The following is a 21,396-nucleotide window of genomic DNA, read 5'->3' on the forward strand; positions in this document are numbered from 1 at the left end:
GCTTTCAGGCCGTATCAGCCCGTATCGTCCGGTGTATGGCCTGTCACGGATCTTCCATGACCCATGTGCTGCAGGAGGTACAGGAGCTGAACGACTGCCGCGGTCGAGACTGGCGGTGTTGGGACAGCGGCGGGGGCCGGGTGCCTGCGGTGGTCTGGCGCCTACAGGGGGCAGGGCGACTGCAGGGGTAGGGAGCATGCGGGAGATCGGGTGCCTGCCGGGCAGGTGCTTGCGAGTGTCGGATGGCAACGGGGCCGGGTGCTTGTGAGTGCCCAATGCCTGCGGGGACCAGATGGCGGCAGATTGCGCAGTCATTAAGTGGAATAGGTGAAATTCGATTTTTTTTCTTTAAATTGCATAAATCAAGCAATAAAATATGCAAAACTAGATGAAAATATTAATTTTCGCCTATTTCTCTTGAAAATATTGGATAATTGGGCCTGCTTTTCCGCTAAAATAGGTGAAAATTCGATTTTTTTTCTGTTTTCACCTATTCAAACGATCTGAAGATGTGATCTGGCGCAGTACGGTTCTGGATTATCGATAACTGACGGTCGTGCAATGGCGTCTGACCTTGTACGATAGAATATCGGCTACCTCGCCTGCCGGATCCGCCCGCCCGGCAGAACAACCGTCCGCCCGCTGGCTGGTCCCCGCACAGCAGACTCGCCCGGCCATCCGTCCGTCCCCCAGACTGCCCGCCCGGCAGAACATCCGTCCGCCCGCCGGCTAGTCCCTGCACAGCAGACTCGCCCGGCCATCCGTCCGTCCCCCAGACTGCCCGCCAGGCAGATCATTCGTCCGCCCGCTGGCTAGTCCCCGCACAGCAGACCCGCCCGGCCATTCGGCCGTCCGCCAGACTGCCCGCCCGGCAGATCATTCGTCCGCCCGCTGGCTAGTCCCCGCACAGCAGACCCGCCCGGCCATCCGTCCGTCCGCCAGACTGCCCGCCCGGCAGAACATCCGTCCGCCCGCCGGCTAGTCACCGCACAGCAGACTCGCCCGGCCATTCGGCTGCCCGTCAGATCCACCCGCCAAGCAGCCGGGCAATCAATCAATCAATCAATCAATCAATCAATCAATCAATCCTAACAGATCTTATGAGGATTCAGAATGTTTTTCGGATCGAAGGCGCTTTTGATCCCCCGCATGATCTCCAGAAGGTCGGGGTCCAGGGACTCGGCAAGGTAGGGCTTTTTCGCAAAGCCGATGCCGTGCTCGCCGGATACCTGGCCATTGAGCTCTCTGGCTTTGGAGTAGATCAGTTCCATGGCCAGAGACATTTTTTCTTTCCACTCTTCGTCGCTGAGTTCATCTTTCAGAATGTAGATATGCAGGTTTCCATCCCCGGCGTGGCCGAAGGTCTTGATGCGGATGGAAGCGATCTGCTGTATTCCGTGTATGTATTCCAGCAGGGTGTTGACGCTGCTTCGGGGGACGACCACGTCCACTTCGTCCATGTAGGTAGTGGAACCTTTGATCGCTTCCAGGAACGCGCCTCTGGCTTTCCAGATGGAGTCGTTGCGCTCTTCTGTGTCTGAGATCAGCACGTCGAGAGCTCCCTGCTGAAGGCAGATCTCCGCCACATTGTCATAATCCTTTTCGATCTCCGCGTCTGTTGCTCCATCGAATTTCAAAAGAAGGTAAGCGTCGGCCTGATTGTCGGGAAACTTTCTGCCCAGATATTCTTCAGCGTCGATGATGACCTCCCGCTGCATGAATTCGATGGCGGTGGGCACAGCTTTGGATTTGATGATCAGCGGCGCGGCGCCGATGGCCTTTTCCAGCGAGGGAAAGGGGACCAGCAGACTGATGGATCTGGCGGGGAGGGGAAGAAGTTTCAAAGTCGCCTTCGTCACGATGCCCAGGGTGCCTTCTGATCCGACCATAAGATCTTTCAGCGCGTACCCGGAACTGTTCTTTACCACTTTGCCGCCCAGCTCGACTACGGCGCCGTTTGGAAGAACGACCTCCAAGCCGCGGACATAGTCCCGCGTCACGCCGTATTTCACAGCGCGCATCCCCCCGGCGTTTGTGCTGATATTGCCGCCGATGGTGGCTGATTTCTCGCCGGGGTCCGGGGGATAGAAAAAGCCCCGCTCTTCCACATAGGCGGCCAGCTCCATGAGCAGTACGCCCGGCTCCACTGTGATGGTGAGATTTTCTTCATCCAGCTCGATGAACCGGTTCAGAAGGGTGGTCTCAATGACGATGCCGCCTTCCACGGGCACGCAGGAACCCACCAGACCGGTTCCTGCTCCTCTGGGCGTGACGGGAATGTTATTGTTGAAAGCGTATTTCATCACGGCGGAAACGTCCTCCGTGCTGGAGACGCGCACTACCACATCCGGCCAGCACTGGGTACCGCCCAGTTCGTCGTGGCTGTAGTCCTCGTGGATGGATCCGCCGGTCAGCACGCGGTCGTCGTCGCCGATCAGCGCGCGGATCGCCTGAAAATCTGAGTCGTCTATCTTTTTATATGCCGTCATGGTATAACCCCCTGTTCGCTTTGATCTTGGCAATGAGTCCGGGAACGATTTCATACAGGTCTCCGACGAGACAGCAGTGAGCGATCCGGAAGATCGCCGCTTTCTCGTCCGTATTGATGGCGACGATGTGGTCGGCATTGTTCATGCCCGCCGCAAACTGCACGGAGCCCGAGACGCCGCAGGTGATAATGAGCTTAGGCCGCACGGTCCGCCCGCTCAGACCGATCTGACGCTTGGCGTCCATCCAGCCCGCTTCGATCATGGGACGGGTGCAGGCCAGCTGACCGCCCAGCAGAGCGGCCAGCTCCCGGAGCAGATCCAGATCGCCCTCCTTTTTGACGCCCCGTCCGGCGACTACCAGAACGTCGCAGGCTTCGATGGAGGTCTCCGGGGCCTTGGGAAGGACCTCAAGCACGTCCAGATTGCTGTGCAGTTTTTTCTCCGGCAGCAGGCAGGGTATGATCTCGCCCGACTCTTCCTCCGATCGGGTGGGGGCGGTCATGATCTTGTATCTTACCGTAGCCATCTGCGGCCTGTGGTCGGGGGTATGGATCTGCGCCATGATGTTTCCGCCGAAGGCAGGCCGGATCTGGATCAGGTCTGTATCCGGACTCATGTCTAAAATGGTGCAGTCCGCCGTAAGGCCGGTCTTTACTCTGGCTGCAGTACGGGGAGCCAGCTGTCTGCCCACGGTGGTGGCGCCCACCAGGATGGAAGATGGCTTCACGTTTTCGATAAAATCTTCCAGGACGTTGGTGTACGCCTCGATGGTGAAATGTTCCAGGGCGTTCTGGTCGTAGACGTAGACCGCGTCTACGCCGTAGTGCAGAAGTTCCCGGCACTGTTCGCTGAGACCGCTGCCTGCGAACAGCGCGTAGACAGGATGACCGATTTTGGACGCCAGCTCCCTGGCTTTGCCGATGAGCTCGTATGTAACAGGATGGATCTCGCCGTCCACATGGTCCACGTATACGGCGATGCCCCGCCACTGATCCTTATCCAGGGCGGGACGTCTGTCCTCTGTTTCCTGAACCGTTACGGCACCGGCAGGTCCCTGTTTAACGCAGAGCCTGCACATTTTACAGGCAGCGTTGATCTCCAGCTTTCCGTCGCGTTCTTCCAGAGCGTGGAAGGGACAGAGCGCGATCAGTTTTTTTATGTCTCCGACCTTCGTCTGATCGATGATTAGTTTTTCCATATTCCGTTTTCCCCCTTTTATACGAATTTTAACTCTGTCAGCTTATCGTACAGCCTGTCGCAGAGTTCCGGGCCGCTGCCCCGCCAGATCTCCTGAGTGATCTCCGATTCCGGGGAAAAGATGCGCTGGACCTGAGTAGGCGAACCGCTCAGACCGTAATGGGATTCTTCCTGATCTTCCATGTCCGCCAGAGTCAGAATGCGGATCTTCCGATCAGAGGTGGCCTTCTTTCTGACATAAGAGGGGAGACGGGGCTGGTAAATATCTTTATCCACAGCCAGGAGACAGGGAAACCCCAGCTTGACGATCTCGACCGCTTTGGGCATATCCATCTCCACGGTAAGTCCTTCGGGACTGCTCTCGATAACCCGCCGCACGTTGGAGACACTGGGGATCCCCAGCCATTCCCCGATCTCAGGCCCCACCTGGGCGGTGTCGCCGTCAGTGGTCTGCTTGCCGCAGAGGATCAGATCAAAGGCGCCTGCGCTGCGGATCCCCTGCGATAGGGTGTAACTGGTGGCCAGCACGTCGGCGCCGCCGAAACGGCGGTCGGAAAGCAGCACGCCTTCATCGGCGCCCATGGCGAAAGCCTCGCGGATGACCTGTTCCGCCTGGGGCGGACCCATGCTGATCACCGTGATGCTTCCTCCGTGCAGCTCCCGAAGGCGCAGTGCGGTCTCCAGAGCGTAAAGGTCGTAGGGATTCATTTTGGAGGCCACGCCTCCGCGGAGCAAAACTCCGGTGTCGGGGTCCACCGCCACCTTGTTTGTCTCCGGAACCTGTTTGATACATACCAGAATGTTCATGTTATCCTCTTTTCTCTCGCTGTTTTCTCAAAATTTCTAACTGTTTCGGCGCGGTCGCAGATCTGTCCGGCCGCCGGCGGAAACCGGCCGGGGCGGAGCGGCAGCGCGCCCCTGATCGTCCTCACGGCGCAATCTTTCGATGTACGTGTTCCGTGGGGCAAAATGGTCCTACCAATTTGCCGTTGAAATAATTATATTTGTTTGCAGAGGGATTGTCAATAAAAAAACCGCCGCGGTGGACAGGGTCCGGTCTGCGGCGGCTCAATAAAATCTCATCATATGGGGAAATAGGGAATGAATTACTGCGGCCCTTCAGTCTGTCGAGTGATCTCCCGGTCGATGATCTCAAAATGCAGTTTCAAAGCGGCGTCGGCCTTCTGCGTGTCGCCGAGGGCTACAGCGGCCGCGATCTCCTCGTGGACGCGCTGAAGAGTGCCTTTTTCCATCTCCGCTGCCATGATCTTGCGGCGCATGTCGGCGATGAATAGATCCATGACCCGGCTGAGAGCCTGCAGGATGTTGATGATCAGCTTATTTTCCGAGTGGAGCGCGATGGTGTAGTGGAGTCTGGCGTCCAGAAGGGCGCTGATTTTTTCATCATCGCTCTCCGCCAGTTGTGTCACGATCGCCTTCAGTTCTTCTACGAAAGCGGGGGTGCGGTGCTGTATTGCCAGTTCCAGCGCCTTCGCCTCGATGGCGGCGCGCAGCTGGCTGAGCTGACTGTAATCCAGTTCCTCCAGAACGAACATCATGGACATGGATTCCATCAGATTCTTTTCAAAATTGCCGGACACGTAGTTGCCCGCGCCCTGCAGGCTTTCCAGCACGCCCATGATCTCCAGAGTTCTCAGGGCCTCGCGGACGGAGTTGCGGCTGACGTCCAGCGCCTGGGCAAGCTCGCGCTCCGGCGGAAGTTTTTGTCCCAGCCGGTATTCGCCGGTCAGGATCTTCTCTTTGATATGGCGGATCACCTTTTCATACGTTTTGCCGGGGGCGTCCTTTCGCTCTGTGCAGTTTTTTTGCTCCGAACTGTCCTTCTGCTCCGCGCAGTTTTTCTGGTCCACACTGTCCTTCCACTCCGCGCAGCTTTTCTGGTCTGAACAGTTCGCCCGATCTGCGCTGTCTGCCCGCTCCGGGCTGTCCCCCCGATCAGTGCGGTTCTTCTGTTCCGGGCAGCCCTGGGCCGTGTTTGTTTCGCTCATGAGTATGATCCCCCTTTATATGTGTCAGCGGATCGCCTCGCTGATCCTGGCCGCTATGGTTTTTACCCGCTGGATCTTATACTGAAAATCCCCGGACCGCATTCTCTGCGTGGGGCCTGAAAGACTGATGGCGGCTATGGCCGTGCCGCTGCGGTTCAGTATGGGAGCGCCGATGCAGGTCAGTCCGATCTCCAGTTCTTCATTGTCCACGGCGTAGCCGTTTTCACGTACCTGCTCCAGAGTGTCAAGAAAGGCAGGCCAGTGTGTGATGGTGTTGGTCGTGTGATGTGCCAGGGGCGTCTGCTGATATTGATCGAAGTCCATAGAACTGCTGAAAGCCAGCAGGCATTTTCCCACGGAGGAGCAGTGGCATTCACTGCTGGAGCCCACGGGGGGATTGGCCCGCAGAACTTGTCCCGGATCTTCCGCCTTCAGGATGATCACGCTCTTTGGATGGCGGGGATCTGTGTGTTCCAGCGTGGAGACATTGACCACCTCGTGGAATTCGTCGTAGAGTTCCTGGGCAAATGGGCGGATAATGCTCTTGATACTGAGATTTGCGTCGAAGGACATGCCGATGCTGTACAGGCGCAGGCCAAGCCAGTATTTTTCGTTTTCAGGATTCTGTTCGACGAATCCCTTTTCTTCTAATGTCAAAAGGGTGCGGTGGACCGTACTCTTGTGTATATCCATCTCCCGGGCGATCTCCGATATGCCCATTTCATGATTGTTTTCGCTAAGCAGGATCAGAATGTCTAATGCTCTGTCTAACGCCTGAATTGCCATGATACTTCCTCCATTCCTGTTGAACGATAACTGATGATCATCATGATTTTAACACGAAAAATGCTGAATTGCAAAATAGAAATCGACTCTGCGGTCCGACGGCAGCTGGAGTTATCTCCAGAGTCCGTCTGCGGGCCTGTTTCCGGAAATTTCAGAGAACAAAAAACGGAACGATGTTCTAATTTTTAAGCATACACCTTGGACAATCTCTCTGTCAATTAAATTCTCAGATGTTTTGCAAATAGTTTGTTAAATAAAAAACGTTGTAATTTCAATGATTTTTATTATCGAAATCGTTTGACTTTTCCATCGAAAAGCAGTATGATCAAAAAACAGAACGACGTTCTAAAAATAAAATCAGAGCAGGGACGGCGCCGGCGGGCGCCGCCTGTCAGCGGTAGGAGGAAACAATCATGAAGGTCAATGTCAATGAGTCACGATGCAAAGAGTGCGGATTGTGCATCGCTCATTGCCCCAAAGAGGCGATTTATCTGAGGAGCGAAGTGAATTCGAAGGGTTACCGTACCGTAGTAGTGCGGGAGGACAAATGTATCGGGTGCGGTATGTGCTATCTCACATGTCCGGACGGAGTCTATCAAATACTGGCGTAAGGAGGCGTAATTGTGGCAGAAATGATGAAGGGCAATATTGCGATTGCCGAGGCGGCGGTGAGGGCCGGAGTGCGGTTGTACGCGGGATATCCGATCACACCGTCTACAGAAATAATGGAATATCTTTCAGGTCGGCTGCCGGAAGTGGGCGGCGCGTTCATTCAGGCGGAAAGCGAACTGGCCGGGATCAATATGGTGATCGGCGGCGCAAGCTGCGGCGTCCGCGCGCTGACGGCTTCCTCCGGACCGGGAATCAGTCTGAAACAGGAAGGGATCTCCATCCTGTCCGATGAGGAGCTGTCCGCAGTGGTCATAAACGTGGTGCGTTATGGAAATGGTCTGGGAACGCTGTATTCATCCCAATGTGATTATAACCGGGAGACCAGAGGCGGCGGAAACGGCGACTATCGATGCATCGTCCTGTGCCCGTCCAGCATTCAGGAGGCGGTGGAGCAGATCTCTCTGGCCTACGAGCTGGCAGAGAAATACCGCGTCGTATCCGTTCTGATGACCGAGGGAGCCCTTGGCCAGATGATGGAACCGGTGGATCTGCCGGACTTCGTGGAACCCAAGCGGAATCCCTGGGGCTTTGACGGAAAGTATACATACAAAAAGATCGGTATATTCGATCGGGATTCGATGAAAGAATCGGTTTTGCTCAAAGAGAAGTACGCGGCGATCAAAGAGAACGAGCAGAGATGGGAATCGGAGGGCGTGGAAGACGCTGATTACGTCTTCGTCTCGTACGGACTCCCGGGAAGAAGCACGCTGGGCGCTGTGAGACAGCTGCGGGACGAGGGGTTCCGGGTGGGACTGATCCGTCCTATTACCGCGTGGCCCTTCCCGGAAAAAGCCTTCGCCGAGATCAATCCCGGAGTAAAGGGGATCATAACCGTGGAAGCCAACGCTACGGGCCAGCTGGTAGACGACGCGGCGCTGGCCATCAAGAAAAACAGCAGCGCCAACATACCTGCCTACGCTCTGACCTATGTGTACGGAGTACCGCCGATCAAAAGCATCAAGGCAGACTTTAAGAAAATATTGAATGGCGAAATCAGGGAGGTGTACTAATATGGCGGTCGAACGTAAGGTCCCATCTATCATTGATAATCCGATGAACTTTTGTCCGGGATGCGGACACGGTATCATCATACGGCTGATCTGCGAATGCCTTGAGGAACTGGGACAGGATCAGAACGTAATATTTGCCATCGGCGTGGGCTGTTCGTCCAATCTGGGCGGCGGGCTGGTGACAGACCGGCTGCACTGCGCGCACGGCCGGGCGGGAGCTGTGGCCACGGGCATGAAGCGGGTCAATCCGGACAATATGGTGATCACATATCAGGGCGACGGCGACGCTTACAGCATCGGCATCGCGGAAAGTTTCAACGCTGCATACAGAAATGAAAATATCACGGTAATAACCGTAAACAATACAAACTTTGGAATGACCGGCGGACAGATGAGCTGGACCACCATGGAGGGACAGAAGACCACCACCTCGCCTCACGGCAGAGATTGTGCGGTCACCGGATATCCCATCCGCTTTCCGGAACTGGTGGCAAACGAGTTCAGGGTGGCATATGCAGCCAGAGGAAGCGTCAGCAGTCCCGCTCGGATCAACGCGCTGAAGGGTTACATAAAAAACGCGCTGGAGGCGCAGATCAATAAAGAAGGCTATTCAATTGTGGAAGTATTGTCGCCCTGCGCCGTGAACTGGGGTATGACCCCGGAGGAGGCAATGACGCACATCGAGGAGGATCTGACACAGTATTTCCCCATCGGCGTATTTCAGGACAGGAGGAATCAGGAATGAAAGAGATCGTATTTGCAGGATTCGGAGGTCAGGGAGTACTGACCTCGGGGCTGATCATTTCAGAGATCGCCGTAAACAGAGGAGACAACGCCACCTGGATCCCTTCCTATGGCTCGGCTATGCGGGGCGGGACCGCCAACTGCACAGTGAAGTATGGCAGGGAGACTATCTATAACCCGGCGCAGGAGGAACCAAATCTGCTGCTGGCTATGAACGAACCTTCCTTCCAGATGTTTATCAACATCGTAGCGCCCGGCGGGATCGTGCTGGTGAGCGATATCGTCAACTGCGATCTGAACGTGAGGGACGACGTGAAGGTAGTCAAGGTGCCCAGCTCCGCTATTTCCCAGGAACTGGGCAACCCCAAGGGAGCCAACGTGGTGATGACCGGGGCTATCGTAAAGCTGATGGGAGACTTCTCGAAGGAAGAAGCTCTGGCCGGCATGGAGCGCATGTTCAGCAAAAAAGGAAAGAACCGGTTTGCGGAAGCAAACGTCAAAGCCTTTGAAGCCGGTTACGCCGCCGTATGATCCAGACTGACCGTCCGCCGCAGACAGGCGCGCAGTCAACTGTGAAGGGAGAAATCGAATGGATAATGGAACGGTCCGTGAAAAAAAATATCCGGAATTTAAACATGCCGCCGCCGCTCTTGGCGTCGTTATAGTATGTCTCTTTCTATCTATCATGGTGTTTAAAATTTCGATCCAGGCCGGCCTGATGGCTGCTATCGTGTGTGTGACATTTGTATCCAGGCCCCTGGGTTATCGGTTTGAGGAGCTGCTGAAGTTTTCCGTCAAGGCGCTTGACGAGGCCTCGGGAGCGCTCTGGATCTTCCTGCTGATCGGAACGATCATCGGGACATGGATGATATCCGGCACGGTGCCGGCTGTCATCTATTACGGCCTGGGGGTCATCACTCCCGCCGTGTTTCTGCCGGCGGGCCTGATCCTCTGCAGTCTGACTTCCCTGGCCACGGGAACTTCCTGGGGCACCATGGGGACCATCGGCATCGCGCTGCTGGGAATGGGTCAGGGCATGGGGATCCCGACGGAATTGACGGTGGGCATGATCATCTCCGGAGCCTGTTTCGGCGATAAAATGTCGCCGATCTCCGATACGACGAATCTCTGCGCCGTGGCCTCCGGGGCGGATCTCTACGCCAGCATCCGGGCCATGATACTGACCATGACGCCGGCCTATCTCATCGCGCTGGTGATCTTTACGATCATGGGACTTCAGTATGGAGACAACAGCGCCAACTTCGCGGTCATCGAGGAGACCAGAGCGGTGCTGGCGGAACATTTTAACCTGAATCCCATCGTAATGCTTCCCATCGTTATCCTGCTGGGACTGAATGTACTGAAAATGCCGGCGGTGCCTGCCATGGCCTGCGGGACCTTCGCCGGCATCGTGGTGGCGGTCGTCCTTCAGGGAGAGACCATAGCTGCGGCGATGGAGGCGATGAACAGCGGTTTTGTCATCTCCACGGGAAGCGTTTACGTTGATCCCATCTTGAACCGGGGCGGAGTCCAGAGCATGATGAATACCTTCTCGCTGGCTTTCATCGCCATCTCTCTGGGAGGGATCCTGGACGGCGTGGGCTATATGAAAGTGATCGTGGAACAGGTGATCAACCGGGTCAGGACCGTGGGCCAGCTGGCCGCATCGGTGATCGCCACCTCGTTTCTGTCCAGCACCATGCTGGGGGAGGACTATCTGAGCCTGATCCTCAACGGAAATCTTTACAAAGAGGAGTTTGACAGGAAGGGTCTGACACGGCCCATGCTGGCCAGGCTGGTATCGGAAGGAGGCATGATGATGGCTCCCCTGATCCCCTGGACCACAGTGGGGGCTTTTGCCAGGACGACGCTGGGCGTACAGGGCTTCGGCGTATCGGCCTACTGTTTCCTCAACCTGATCAATCCGGTGGTCTCGATCCTGATGGCGACCTTTGGGATATTCGTGCTGTGGAACGATCCCGCAAACAAGGGAAAACGGCGGTTTGACACCAATACGTCTCTGCGGCGCGAGGTAAAGGGAGCTGCAAAAGAGGCAAAAGGAGCCGGAAAATAGGAAGGGAGGAAGAAGAAAGCAATGAAGCTGTTAGTCATAAACCCAGGAGGAAGCTCCACTAAAATAGCGGTCTTTGAGGACGAAACGGAACAGTTCAGCCGCAATATCGCTCATACGGGGGAAGAACTGCGCCCCTATCCGAGGATCTTTGACCAGTTTGATTTCAGGCGGCAGCTGATCCTGGACGAATTGAAGGCAGGCGAGTATACCCCCGCCTCCTTCGACGCGGTGGTGGGTCGAGGCGGTCTGATGAAGGAGATCGAAGGCGGCGTCTACCGCGTCAACGACGGGATGATCTCCGATCTGAAAGCTGCCGTCCGCGGCGAGCACGCAGCCAATCTGGGCAGCGCGCTGGCCAGAAGTATCGGCGACGAGACCGGCGCGCCGTCCTTCGTAGTCGATCCGGTGTCCGTGGATGAATTTCAGGAGATCTCCCGCGTCACGGGGATCCGTGACCTGAAGTATTCAAGCTGGCTTCACTCCCTGAATCACAAGGCCGTGGCCCGGAAGACCGCGGCGGATATGGGCGGGAAGTATGAGGAGTTCAATTTTATCATCGCCCATCTGGGATCGGGAATCTCCATCGTGCCCCACTGCCGGGGACGGATGATCGACGGCAGCGGCGGCAGGACCAACGGACCGTTCTCCTCCGACCGCAGCGGCGGGCTGCCCGCCTATCCGCTGATCGAGCTCTGTTATTCAGGGAAGTATACCAGAGAAGAGCTGGTGGATAAAGTGAGCAGCTTCGGAGGTTTTTACGATTACCTGGGGACGAAAGACCTGGTGGAGGTAGAACGCCGCATCGCCGGCGGAGACAGTGAGGCGAAGCTGATCATGGACGCCTTCATCTATCAGATCGCCAAAGAGATCGCATCCTATGGAGCGGCGCTGTACGGAAAAGTGGACCGCATCGTGCTCACCGGAGGCATCGCCCACTCCGCGCTGGTCACAGGCGAGGTGGAAAAGAGGGTGCGCTACCTGGCGCCCGTATCCGTGGTGGCCGGAGAGATGGAGATGGAGGCCATGGCGCTGGGAGCGCTGCGGGTCCTTCGCGGCGAGGAAGAAGTGAAGGAGTATGAATAACATGGAAAGAGATCTTGGAACTATAGAAAATTTTGAAGCCATCATAGAGCGCGCGCGTAAAACGGGTCCCCGCCGGGTCTGTGTGGCGTCTGCGGGAGACCCGGAGCTGCTGCAGGCGGTGAAACAGGCCTGCGATATGGGTCTGATCTACCCGATACTGACCGGAAAGAGCGAGGAGATCGCCGCCTGTGCAAAATCCTGCGGTCTGCGGGAATACGACGCCTTTCAGTGTTCCGGCCCGGAAGAAGCGGCGAAGGCCGCGGTGACCATGGTGAGGGAAGGACGGGCCGACATCCTGATGAAAGGATCGGTGAACACCAGCGTGTTCATGCGGGCGGTACTCAATCGGGAGCAGGGACTGCGGGCCGGCGGACTGGTGAGTCTGCTGGCGGTCTACGAGCTTCCGGGCTATCCAAAACTGATATTCGCTACAGACAGCGGCGTCAATCCGGCGCCGGATCTGGAGCAGAAAAAAGAAATTCTGAAAAACGCCCTGACGGCCATGAAGCGGATCGGCGTGGAAGATCCCAAGGTTGCGATGCTGACAGCCAACGAAATGGTAGATCCCAAGATCACATCCACCGTGGACGCCGCTGCCCTGGTGCAGTTTGCCGATTCCGGCCAGTGTCCCCCCTGTACGGCGGAGGGACCCGTGGCCTTTGACGTGGCTTTCGATCCCGCCGCCGCGGCCCACAAGGGGATCGACAGCCGGATCTCAGGAAAGGTGGATCTGATCCTGTTCCCCAACATGGAGACGGGAAACGCGCTGGGAAAATCATGGCTGTATTTTAACAGGGCAAAGTGGGCAGGGATCGTACTGGGAGCCGCCAAGCCTGTTATACTTGGGTCACGGTCCGATTCCGCAGCGGTAAAAATCAATTCCATAGCGCTGGGCTGCCTGGCCGCAGGCGAACAAGAGAGAGAGGAAACACGATGAAATTTTCAGACAGAGCGAACGAACTTCGCCCGTCCGCCATACGGGCGGCGGGAAAACTCATAGCCTCCAGAGAAGGCTGCATCACATTTGCACAGGGGTATCCGGCGGCGGAACTGATGCCGGTTCGTGAGATGACGGAGATCACCGACGATATACTTGGCAGCAGAGGAGAAATTGCGCTGCAGTATGGAATGACAAAAGGAAATGAGGAACTGCTGAAGGAGATCGTCAGTATGCTGGCCAAAAGCGGCATCAAATGCGAGCCCAAGCATATCCAGGTCACCACGGGATCGCAGCAGGGCGTCTTTCTCTGCGCCATGCTGCTGCTGAATAAGGGCGATACCGTGGTAGTGGAAAATCCCACCTATCTGGGAGCGCTCTCTTCCTTCACGCCGCTGGAATGTCAGTTCGCCGGGATCGACGCGGACAGCGAAGGCATGGATATGGAAGCGCTGGAACAGCGACTGGCCGCGGACAGCTCTGTGCGCATCATCTACGTGGTGCCGAATTTTTCAAACCCAACTGGAAAGACCTGGAGCCTGGAGCGCAGGAAAAAGCTGCTTGAGCTGGCTGTAAAGTACGATGTGATGATCCTGGAGGATAATCCGTACGGGGATATCCGCTTTGAAGGAACGCCGGTGCCCTCCATCAAGAGCATGGATGAGACCGGTCACGTCATCTATCTGGGATCCTTTTCCAAGGTGCTCTGCGCCGGACTGCGGGTAGGATTTACAGTCAGCTCCGAAAAGACGGCGGATATTTTCGAGGTGTTTAAGCAGGGAGTGGATCTGCAGTCCAATGAATTCGCCCAGGTGCAGGTAGCCGAATATCTGCGGCGCTACGGTCTGGACGACCAGCTGGAGCGCATCCGCAGCGTATACAGACGGAAGAGAGATCTGATGATCCAGGTCATCGACGAGGAATTCCCGGCCTGTGTAGAGAGGACGCATCCCGAAGGCGGCATGTTCGTGTGGATCGTTCTTCCGGAAGGGACCGACGCATCTGTTCTGCTGGAGAAGGCCGTGCGGGAAGCGGCGGTGGGCTACGTTCCGGGAGGTCCGTTCTTCGTAGAACCGGGACATGAAAACACGGCCCGCCTGAATTATTCGGCGGGATCTGACGAGGAGATCGTGGAAGGCATGCGGCGTCTGGCTGCATTCTTTAAAAAAGAACTGGAGGGTTAGAAGATCCATGAGGCGAAATGGCTGGCTGATCTGGTCTGTTCTGGTGTTTGCATACGCCATCAACTTTTTTCACTCGCTCTCCATGGGCGTGGTAAAAGAGGATCTGATGGAAGAATTTCAGATGTCGGAGACCTCCTTTATATCCATCGGCAATATGTATGCCAATCTGTATTTGATCATGCAGATACCGGCAGGGCTGCTGGCCGACTGGCTGGGACCGCGCAAAACGGCCTCAGCCGGCATGTTTCTGGCAACAGTCGGCGTCATCCTCTTTGGGGCGGCGCCGTCGGCGGGCCTGCTTTACGTGGGAAGAAGTCTGGTGGGACTGGGAACCTCCGTGCTGTTCGTCTGTATCCTGAAGATCCAGGCCAGCTGGTTTCCGGAACCCATGTTTGGAACCCTGACAGGTTGGACTTGTTTTATCGGCACCATGGGCGGGGCCTTTGCCCAGACGCCCCTGGCCGTGCTGACTGCCGCCGTGGGCTGGCGGATGGCGTTCCTGGGAGTGGGCGTGATGTCCCTGGCCGTGACGGCGTCCATCGTGCTGATCGTGCGCGACGTACCGGGGGATGCACTTCAGGATGCACTTCAGTTGGAAGACGGCCGCCCGGTTCAGAAAGGACTGGCCGCCGGCGCGGCGGATCTGCGGACGGCAGAGCGTGGTGCAGAAGCGTCGGGATCGGGAACGGAGTCTCTGAGCGCCAGACTCAGAGGCGCGGCCGGCGTGCTGAAGAATCCGAGGACCTGGCCTATTTTCTTTACATATGCCAGCTTCTACGGCTCCTTTGTGGTACTCATGGGGTATTACGGGACGTCGTTTATCACGGAAGTATATGGAATGAGCACCGTGACCGCCTCGCTGTTTACCACCGCTGGAGTAGTGGGCAGCGCCGTGGGGGCGGCTGTGATCGGCAGCTTGTCAGACCGGATGCGGAGCAGAAAAAAACCCGCCGTCTGGGCGGGCGCCGGTTACCTGGCCTGCTGGGCGGTGCTGACGGCGCTGGCGGGGAAGATCCCCGGAGCCGCGCTGGGTCCGCTGTTCTTTATCACGGGCTTTCTGAGCTACGCCTACGTGGTCAGCTGGCCGGCCGCCAGAGAGGTGAACGATCCCAAGGTCATGGGGGTGGCCGCCTCCGTGACTAACATGGGAGGGTTTATGGGCAGCATTTTCATTCCCATCTGCGCGGGCAGAGTGTTCACTTCCGGAGGAGGCGTTTCCTCCAATACCTACGGCAGTATGTTTCTGCTGGTGACTGCATTCGTGGCGGCGGGATTATTCAGCGCGCTGCTGATGAAGGAGACCGGCTGCCGCAACTGCTGGATGGAGAGCGGAGACGACAGCGGAAAGGTATTGAGAGAACGGGAATTGTCCGACCCATCGGCCTTGCGGTAAGGTATGGAGCCGTGAGGCCGGGCTCCGCGGCTTCGGGCCGGGGGACCGGCGCGGGACCGACGGCCCGGGGGAAACATCGGGAAGCAGGCCCGGGAACGCCTGAAGTTTAGGACCCGCCGGCAGATCAGAGAACGCCGGCGGGGTCCGCAATGATGGCGGGCCGTCAGAGGGCCGTGAAGCGGCCGAAGGGACGGAAAACAGTAATAAAAGCACAAAAAAGAACCGGCGCCGGGCCGGTTCAGAAAAGAGACTGCTTGCGTCTCGATCTATGCAGACATTGACTGGTCAATGAGAAAGTCTGAAAAAGGGACAGGATGTCCCGCCCGGCTAAGTCGGGCAGTTACCGTTCCGACACGTCCATGTTGTTTTCTTCCATGTTGTCGAAATCATACAGACTCATGTCATAATCTTTCAGATCCATCGTCATAATATCACCTCCTTTTTCAAAATCAACGCAGTTATTATCTTAGTTATTATAATATGCGCCCAATGTTAAATCTGTTTAAAGCCCTTGTGAAGAGTGTGTAAAAACAGATATAATACAAACGTAATTATGATACCCCAATATCGGGCGTTTTAAACAGACAGTCTGAAGGGGAGAGAGGTGACGTCGTTTTGATTACCATAGATGAAATGCAGGAAATGCTGGAAGAGATCGCGGAAGAAGTGCCGGAGGTGTTTTATGAGGGACTCAACGGAGGGATCGTCCTGCTGCCGGACCGGGTGCTCAGCCCGGAGGCTAGACATGATGATCTCTATACGCTGGGCGAGTATATAACAGATCCGGTGATGGGCTGTTACATCGTGCTGTATTACGGTTCTTTTGAAGCGCTGTTTGGTCAGGAGCCCCTTGAAACGCTGCGGGCGGAGCTGAGGGAGACGCTGTTTCACGAGTTTACGCACCATCTGGAAGGCCTGGCCGGGGAAGCGGGGCTTGACAGGAAGGATGCCCAGGAACTGAGAGAATATCTGGAAGAGGAAGAGGGCGGATGGGTCTCATCGCCCAAGCTGCGGAACTATCACATGGGCAGAAAAGCGAAGCGAAACAGCCCGGGCGGGGAGACAAAGGCAAAGAAGAGACCTTTTTGGCGCTGAACTCCGCGCTTGGCTGCTGAAGATGAGAAAATGCCTTCTGCAGGCCACGTATCTTTCAACGCAGCATGCAGAAGACACTGCGCCGGGTCCGGCCCGGCGTGCAGGCGGGCGGAACGGCCTGCACGGGAGCACTCCCTTCTACCCCACTAGGTGGCGGCGTGCAGGCGGGCGGAACGGCCTGCACGGCAGCCGGCCCATTTCAGCGCATAGCCAGGGTGACGTCGCCCGTGGCCGCCAGTTCTCCCCGGCGGCAGACCTGACAGCTGCAGGTGGCGATGGCCTTCTCCGGCCTCTCTGACGTGAGGACCGCGCTGATCTCCAGCGTGTCTCCCGGTTCGATCTTTCGGAGAAATTTTACCTTGTCGATCCCAAGAAACAGCGGCGTTTTTCCGCTGTAACGCTCCGTGGAAAGGAGCAGGATATCGGCGGCCTGCGCCATGCATTCTGCGGTGTAGACCCCCGGGAAGACAGGCGATCCGGGGAAATGCCCCTTAAAGATCTCCCGGGATGGATCCACGTAAAATTTTGTGGCGATAGATACGCCGTCGATCATCTCCTGGACTTCGTCCACCAGCAGCATGGGATCCCGGTGCGGGATGATCTCCATGATCTGAGCTCTGTTCATCTGCATGCCATATGCCTCCTTTTATATGGCGGGACTCTCCGGCCTGACGGCCTTCAGGTTTTCCTCACATTTAAGCATCCGTTCTTCATAGCCGTCCAGTTTCCAGTCAAGTCTTGTGAGAATATCGTTCAGTTCGCTGATGCGGGCAACGATCTGTTCCCGCTGTTTCAGGAGCAGATTTTTTCTGGCCTGGATAGTGGACGGTCCCTGGTAAAACAGCGCGACGTACTCCGCCAGCGTCTCCACAGAGACGCCCGCGCTGCGCATGCATTTGATGTATTCCACCCAGCTGCAGTCATCTTCCGAGTAGTTTCGGATGCCGCCGGCGGTGCGGCTGATATTGGGCAGCAGACCGACTTTTTCATAGTAACGCAGCGTATCTGCCGAGACGCCGTATCGCCTGCTGACTTCTGCGATGGTCATGCATATCGCCTCCTTGCATTATAGTTTAATCGCTGCCGGCCGTTGGTGCAAGAGAAATCCAGCCGGTCCCATCTTTTCTGCCGATCCCGGTTACTGCTCATCAATGTCGATCAGTTCATACGTCCGGTCGCCCAGGCCCAGAGCCGCCGCGGCTTCCACCGTGCGGATCCCGTTGCGCGACTCCATTCGCTCGATCAGGGCCGCCTTTCCGGAATCAGGAGACTGGTACACTGCGTCCACACAGGCCTGATCCAGCGCCACAGGGTCCGTGGAGGCGAAGATGCCGATGTCGGCCATCTCCGGATCGTGAGGGTGGGCGTCGCAGTCGCAGTCCACAGACAGACGGTTGGCTACATTAATATATACGATTTTATCCTGTCCCATGAAATCCATTACGGATTTGTCCGCGTCCGCCATAGACTCAAGGAAGGAATCGTGATCCGCGGTAAAGGCGTCCTCAAACTTATCGCTGGTGGCGGAGGTGTGGATCAAGACCTTGCCGACGGCGGAGGCCACGCCGATGGACATGTTTTTCAGCGCGCCGCCGAATCCTCCCATGGCGTGCCCCTTGAAGTGAGAAAGCATGAGCATGGAATCATAGTTTTTCAGATGCGCGCCTACATAGTTTTCTTTCAGATGAAAGCCGCCTTCTACGGGCAGAGGCATGTCGCCGTCTTCATCCAGAATATCGCAGGGCGCAATGGCGGAGAAACCGTGATCGTCCATGGTCTGCCAATGGGCCTCCGTCGTGTTGCGGCGGCCTTCATAGGCTGTGTTGCATTCCACGATGGTGCCGTTCAGTTTTTTCACCAGACCTTCGATGAGTCCGGGCTGCAGAAAGTTGTGTCCGCCGGGTTCGCCCGTGGATATTTTTACCGCTACGTTTCCGGACAGGGAAACGCCCAGGGCATCGTAGATGCGGATCAGGCTTTCCGGCGTGATCTCTCTGGTCTTGTATACGTTTGACATTGCAGATCCTCCTGTTCATACAAAAAATTTCGTTGTGTCTGTCCCTGTCACAGACCTGCTGCGCTGCGGCGGATCCCGCCGTCTGATGGCCCGGCCGGCTGGGGTGCAGACTGTCATTTCGAGAATATCCTACAACTTAGAGTTAACTTCAAGTCAAGTATTTTTCGGCATTTTTTTAAATATTTTTGATCCGTCTGCGCGGCGTCTCCCACAAAAGAAGTGTGGCGTATCGCTGTATTCTTTGATATAATCATCATATGAAAATTACCGAAAATTCTAACGAATGGCGCGTCTGACGACGGTCAGAAGGAGGCAAGGATGAAACTCGCGAAGGTGAAGGAGCTTCTGAACGCGAAGGTTTGTACGGATATGGACTATGAAAATGTGGAAGTGTTTTCCGCCTGCGGGTCGGATCTCATGAGCCACGTGCTGGCTTATTTCAAGGATCGGGGGCTGCTGCTCACGGGCCTGAACAATCCGCAGGTGGTGCGCACCGCCGAGATGATGGATATACTCTGCATCGTCATGGTGAGGGGAAAGGAGCCGGAGCCGGAGGTAGTGAAGCTGGCCAATGAAAAGGGGCTGGTGGTGATGAAGACCGACTGTACGCTGTTCACCGCCTGCGGACTGCTCTATACAGAGGGACTGCGCGGAGGTGGTTACTGATGGCGGAGGTGATCAGACACACCTGGCAGGTGCTGGCCGACGATTACAGCACGGCGGGAGAGGCGTCGGCCTCTCTGAAAAAGGTCCTGAAGCAGCTGGGCTTCGCCGCCGATATTATACGGCGGGTATCCATCGCCATGTATGAAGGCGAGATCAACATGGTGATCCACGCCAACGGGGGCACCGCCTCGGCGGAGATCAGCGAGGATCGGATCACGATCACGCTGGCGGACAGCGGCCCGGGCATACCCGACGTGGGGCTGGCCATGAAGGAAGGGTATTCCACCGCATCCGACCGGGCCAGATCACTGGGCTTCGGCGCGGGCATGGGACTTCCCAATATCAAACGCTGCAGCGACGATCTGAAAATAGAAACGGAGGTAGGCGTGGGAACGACGCTGACCATTACTATACTCGCCTGATCGTTTTGGTAAAAAAGACATGCGGGAGAATGCACGGCGCCGGCGCGAAGGAGATCAGCCGCGGCCAGAGCCGGCAGAAATGTACGCCCGCTGGAATGGAGGCGCGATAATGAAACAAGTGACGCATTCCGTTACTTTGGAAACCGATAAATGTATAGGCTGTATCAACTGCATCAAGAAGTGTCCGACGGAGGCCATCCGTGTCCGAAACGGCAAGGCCACCATCATGAGCGATCGCTGCATCGACTGCGGCGAGTGCATTCGGGTCTGCCCTCAGCATGCGAAAAAGGCGGTCTACGATCCCATGTGTGAAATGGACCGCTTCAAATATAAAGTGGCGCTGCCTGCGCCTACGCTGTACGGCCAGTTCAAGTTTGCTCAGGATGTAGACTATGTTCTGGCGGCGCTGCTGGACATCGGTTTCGACGATGTTTACGAGGTGGCGCTGGCGGCCCAGACCATCTCCGACCACACGGCGGAAGTGCTGCCGGAGGCCAAGAAGATACTGCGCGATCCTCTGATCAGCTCCGCCTGTCCTGCGATCATCAAGCTGATCAGCATCCGCTTTCCGGAGCTGGTGGACAATGTGATGAAAGTCATCGCCCCCGTGGAGCTGGCCGCTATCGCCGCCCGGCGGGAGGCGCAGGAAAAAACGGGCCTGCCGCCGGAGGATATCGGAGTGTTCTTCATCTCACCCTGTCCCGCGAAAGTGACGGCTCTGAAATACCCTCTCACTTACGATAAGCCGGTGGTGGACGGCGTGCTGTCCATGAAAGAGGTCTACGGAAAGCTGATCGCCGCTCTGGATAAGATCGACGAACCGCCCCGGCTGTCCACAGCGGGTTTTCGCGGCATTGGCTGGGCGTCCTCGGGAGGGGAGAGCCGGGCTATGGGAGAGGAACTGTTCATCGCGGTGGATGGGATCCAGAATGTGGTAAAGGTTCTGGATGAGGTAGAGACGCAGAAGCTTCATCACGTGCAGTTTATCGAACTGAACGCCTGTCCCGGCGGCTGCGTAGGCGGCTGTCTGACGGTGGAAAATCCTTATGTAGCCCGCACAAGGATCACGCGCCTGTCCAAGATGGTAAAACCGGAGCTGGACAAAAACGGCGTGGATCCGTTGAAAGTAGCTGCCAGCGAGGTCATGTGGAGCAATACGCTGGAATACCAGCCGATCATGATGCTGGACGCAGACCGCGGCACCGCCATGCGAATGATGTCTGAGATCGAAAAGACCGCGGCGACGCTGCCGGGACTGGACTGCGGTTCCTGCGGAGCACCCTCCTGCCATGCGCTGGCAGAGGATATCGTCATGGGGATCGCCCAGGAAGGAGACTGCGTCTTCAAACTGCGGGAGCGCATGCAGGCGCTGTTCGACGAGATGATGAAAGTTCAGGCCTATATGCCGCCCACCTTTGGAGTCCGCAGTGCGGAAACGGAGGAAGAGACGGCGGAGAAGGACCTGGAAGAGGAGAAAAACACGGGAACTGCAGGAGCCGCGGGAACTGCGGGAATGACAGGGAGCGCTGAAACTGCCGAGGATGCGGAAGCAGAGGCAGGATCCGAAGGATCGAATGGAGCGAATGGATCGGAAGGGGCCGATCCGGAAAAATAGAGC

21 protein-coding genes are annotated in these 21,396 nt (G+C 56.7%); 13 read left to right on the plus strand and 8 right to left on the minus strand.

The annotated features are described in order from the left end of the window. Positions 1-1,088 precede the first annotated feature (1,088 nt). The 5 genes from E0E37_RS12025 to E0E37_RS12045 form a co-directional block, all read right to left on the minus strand. Complete coding sequence (locus E0E37_RS12025) at positions 1,089-2,489, minus strand: FAD-binding oxidoreductase (RefSeq protein WP_130863276.1); 1,401 nt, start codon at positions 2,487-2,489, stop codon at positions 1,089-1,091. After that, complete coding sequence (locus E0E37_RS12030) at positions 2,476-3,687, minus strand: electron transfer flavoprotein subunit alpha (protein WP_130863277.1); 1,212 nt, start codon at positions 3,685-3,687, stop codon at positions 2,476-2,478. The genes E0E37_RS12025 and E0E37_RS12030 overlap by 14 nt, the downstream gene beginning before the upstream one ends. A gap of 17 nt (positions 3,688-3,704) precedes the next feature. After that, on the minus strand, positions 3,705-4,493 hold the full coding sequence (locus E0E37_RS12035; RefSeq protein ID WP_130863278.1) for an electron transfer flavoprotein subunit beta/FixA family protein: 789 nt from the start codon (positions 4,491-4,493) through the stop codon (positions 3,705-3,707). Between the two features lie 299 nt (positions 4,494-4,792). Then, positions 4,793-5,695, minus strand: a complete 903-nt coding sequence (locus E0E37_RS12040; protein WP_130863279.1) for a FadR/GntR family transcriptional regulator — start codon at positions 5,693-5,695, stop codon at positions 4,793-4,795. A gap of 24 nt (positions 5,696-5,719) precedes the next feature. Further along, complete coding sequence (locus E0E37_RS12045) at positions 5,720-6,481, minus strand: IclR family transcriptional regulator (protein WP_130863280.1); 762 nt, start codon at positions 6,479-6,481, stop codon at positions 5,720-5,722. Positions 6,482-6,894: 413 nt separating this feature from the next. Between E0E37_RS12045 and E0E37_RS12050 the strand changes: the two genes are divergently transcribed. The 10 genes from E0E37_RS12050 (at position 6,895) to E0E37_RS12095 (ending at position 16,673) form a co-directional block, all read left to right on the plus strand. Then, a complete protein-coding gene (locus tag E0E37_RS12050) occupies positions 6,895-7,092 on the plus strand; it encodes a 4Fe-4S dicluster domain-containing protein (RefSeq protein WP_130863281.1) in 198 nt (65 codons plus the stop codon). 21 nt (positions 7,093-7,113) lie between these two features. After that, on the plus strand, positions 7,114-8,163 hold the full coding sequence (locus E0E37_RS12055) for a 3-methyl-2-oxobutanoate dehydrogenase subunit beta (RefSeq protein ID WP_246019784.1): 1,050 nt from the start codon (positions 7,114-7,116) through the stop codon (positions 8,161-8,163). Between the two features lies 1 nt (position 8,164). Further along, positions 8,165-8,908, plus strand: a complete 744-nt coding sequence (locus tag E0E37_RS12060) for a thiamine pyrophosphate-dependent enzyme (protein WP_130863283.1) — start codon at positions 8,165-8,167, stop codon at positions 8,906-8,908. After that, positions 8,905-9,438, plus strand: coding sequence for a 2-oxoacid:acceptor oxidoreductase family protein (locus E0E37_RS12065; RefSeq protein ID WP_130863284.1), 534 nt, complete (start codon positions 8,905-8,907; stop codon positions 9,436-9,438). Before E0E37_RS12060 ends, E0E37_RS12065 begins: the two co-directional genes overlap by 4 nt. A gap of 58 nt (positions 9,439-9,496) precedes the next feature. Beyond that, positions 9,497-10,981 carry a Na+/H+ antiporter NhaC gene (gene nhaC, locus E0E37_RS12070; RefSeq protein ID WP_130863285.1) on the plus strand — a complete coding sequence of 495 codons (1,485 nt, stop codon included), beginning with the start codon at positions 9,497-9,499 and terminating at the stop codon, positions 10,979-10,981. Positions 10,982-11,002: 21 nt separating this feature from the next. Next, a complete protein-coding gene (gene buk / locus E0E37_RS12075) occupies positions 11,003-12,064 on the plus strand; it encodes a butyrate kinase (protein WP_130863286.1) in 1,062 nt (353 codons plus the stop codon). Continuing rightward, positions 12,057-13,001, plus strand: a complete 945-nt coding sequence (locus tag E0E37_RS12080; RefSeq protein WP_246019716.1) for a phosphate acyltransferase — start codon at positions 12,057-12,059, stop codon at positions 12,999-13,001. Before buk ends, E0E37_RS12080 begins: the two co-directional genes overlap by 8 nt. After that, complete coding sequence (locus tag E0E37_RS12085; protein WP_130863288.1) at positions 12,998-14,185, plus strand: aminotransferase-like domain-containing protein; 1,188 nt, start codon at positions 12,998-13,000, stop codon at positions 14,183-14,185. The genes E0E37_RS12080 and E0E37_RS12085 overlap by 4 nt, the downstream gene beginning before the upstream one ends. Positions 14,186-14,192: 7 nt before the next feature. Continuing rightward, a complete protein-coding gene (locus tag E0E37_RS12090) occupies positions 14,193-15,578 on the plus strand; it encodes an MFS transporter (protein ID WP_130863289.1) in 1,386 nt (461 codons plus the stop codon). 615 nt (positions 15,579-16,193) lie between these two features. Further along, the gene (locus E0E37_RS12095) at positions 16,194-16,673 is read left to right on the plus strand and encodes a metallopeptidase family protein (RefSeq protein WP_246019717.1); all 480 of its coding nucleotides are present in this window, start codon (positions 16,194-16,196) and stop codon (positions 16,671-16,673) included. Positions 16,674-16,872: 199 nt separating this feature from the next. On the opposite strand, the gene fabZ is transcribed toward E0E37_RS12095, so the two are convergent. From fabZ to E0E37_RS12110, 3 genes are all read right to left on the minus strand, one after another. Continuing rightward, on the minus strand, positions 16,873-17,304 hold the full coding sequence (gene fabZ, locus E0E37_RS12100) for a 3-hydroxyacyl-ACP dehydratase FabZ (protein WP_130863290.1): 432 nt from the start codon (positions 17,302-17,304) through the stop codon (positions 16,873-16,875). Positions 17,305-17,319: 15 nt separating this feature from the next. Next, entirely contained in the window at positions 17,320-17,721 is a 402-nt protein-coding gene (locus E0E37_RS12105) for a MerR family transcriptional regulator (protein ID WP_130863291.1), read from the minus strand. A gap of 90 nt (positions 17,722-17,811) precedes the next feature. Next, entirely contained in the window at positions 17,812-18,690 is an 879-nt protein-coding gene (locus E0E37_RS12110; protein WP_130863292.1) for a DUF362 domain-containing protein, read from the minus strand. Between the two features lie 318 nt (positions 18,691-19,008). Between E0E37_RS12110 and E0E37_RS12115 the strand changes: the two genes are divergently transcribed. The 3 genes from E0E37_RS12115 to E0E37_RS12125 all read left to right on the plus strand — a co-directional run bounded on the left by E0E37_RS12115 (position 19,009) and on the right by E0E37_RS12125 (position 21,393). Continuing rightward, positions 19,009-19,356, plus strand: coding sequence for a DRTGG domain-containing protein (locus E0E37_RS12115; RefSeq protein ID WP_130863293.1), 348 nt, complete (start codon positions 19,009-19,011; stop codon positions 19,354-19,356). Then, on the plus strand, positions 19,356-19,778 hold the full coding sequence (locus E0E37_RS12120; RefSeq protein ID WP_130863294.1) for an ATP-binding protein: 423 nt from the start codon (positions 19,356-19,358) through the stop codon (positions 19,776-19,778). Before E0E37_RS12115 ends, E0E37_RS12120 begins: the two co-directional genes overlap by 1 nt. Positions 19,779-19,887: 109 nt before the next feature. Next, positions 19,888-21,393, plus strand: coding sequence for a [Fe-Fe] hydrogenase large subunit C-terminal domain-containing protein (locus tag E0E37_RS12125; RefSeq protein WP_130863295.1), 1,506 nt, complete (start codon positions 19,888-19,890; stop codon positions 21,391-21,393). Positions 21,394-21,396 lie beyond the last annotated feature (3 nt).

Origin of the sequence: Bacilliculturomica massiliensis (genome assembly GCF_900605495.1) — a bacterium.
Classification (GTDB): Bacteria; Bacillota; Clostridia; order Peptostreptococcales; family Anaerovoracaceae; genus Bacilliculturomica; species Bacilliculturomica massiliensis.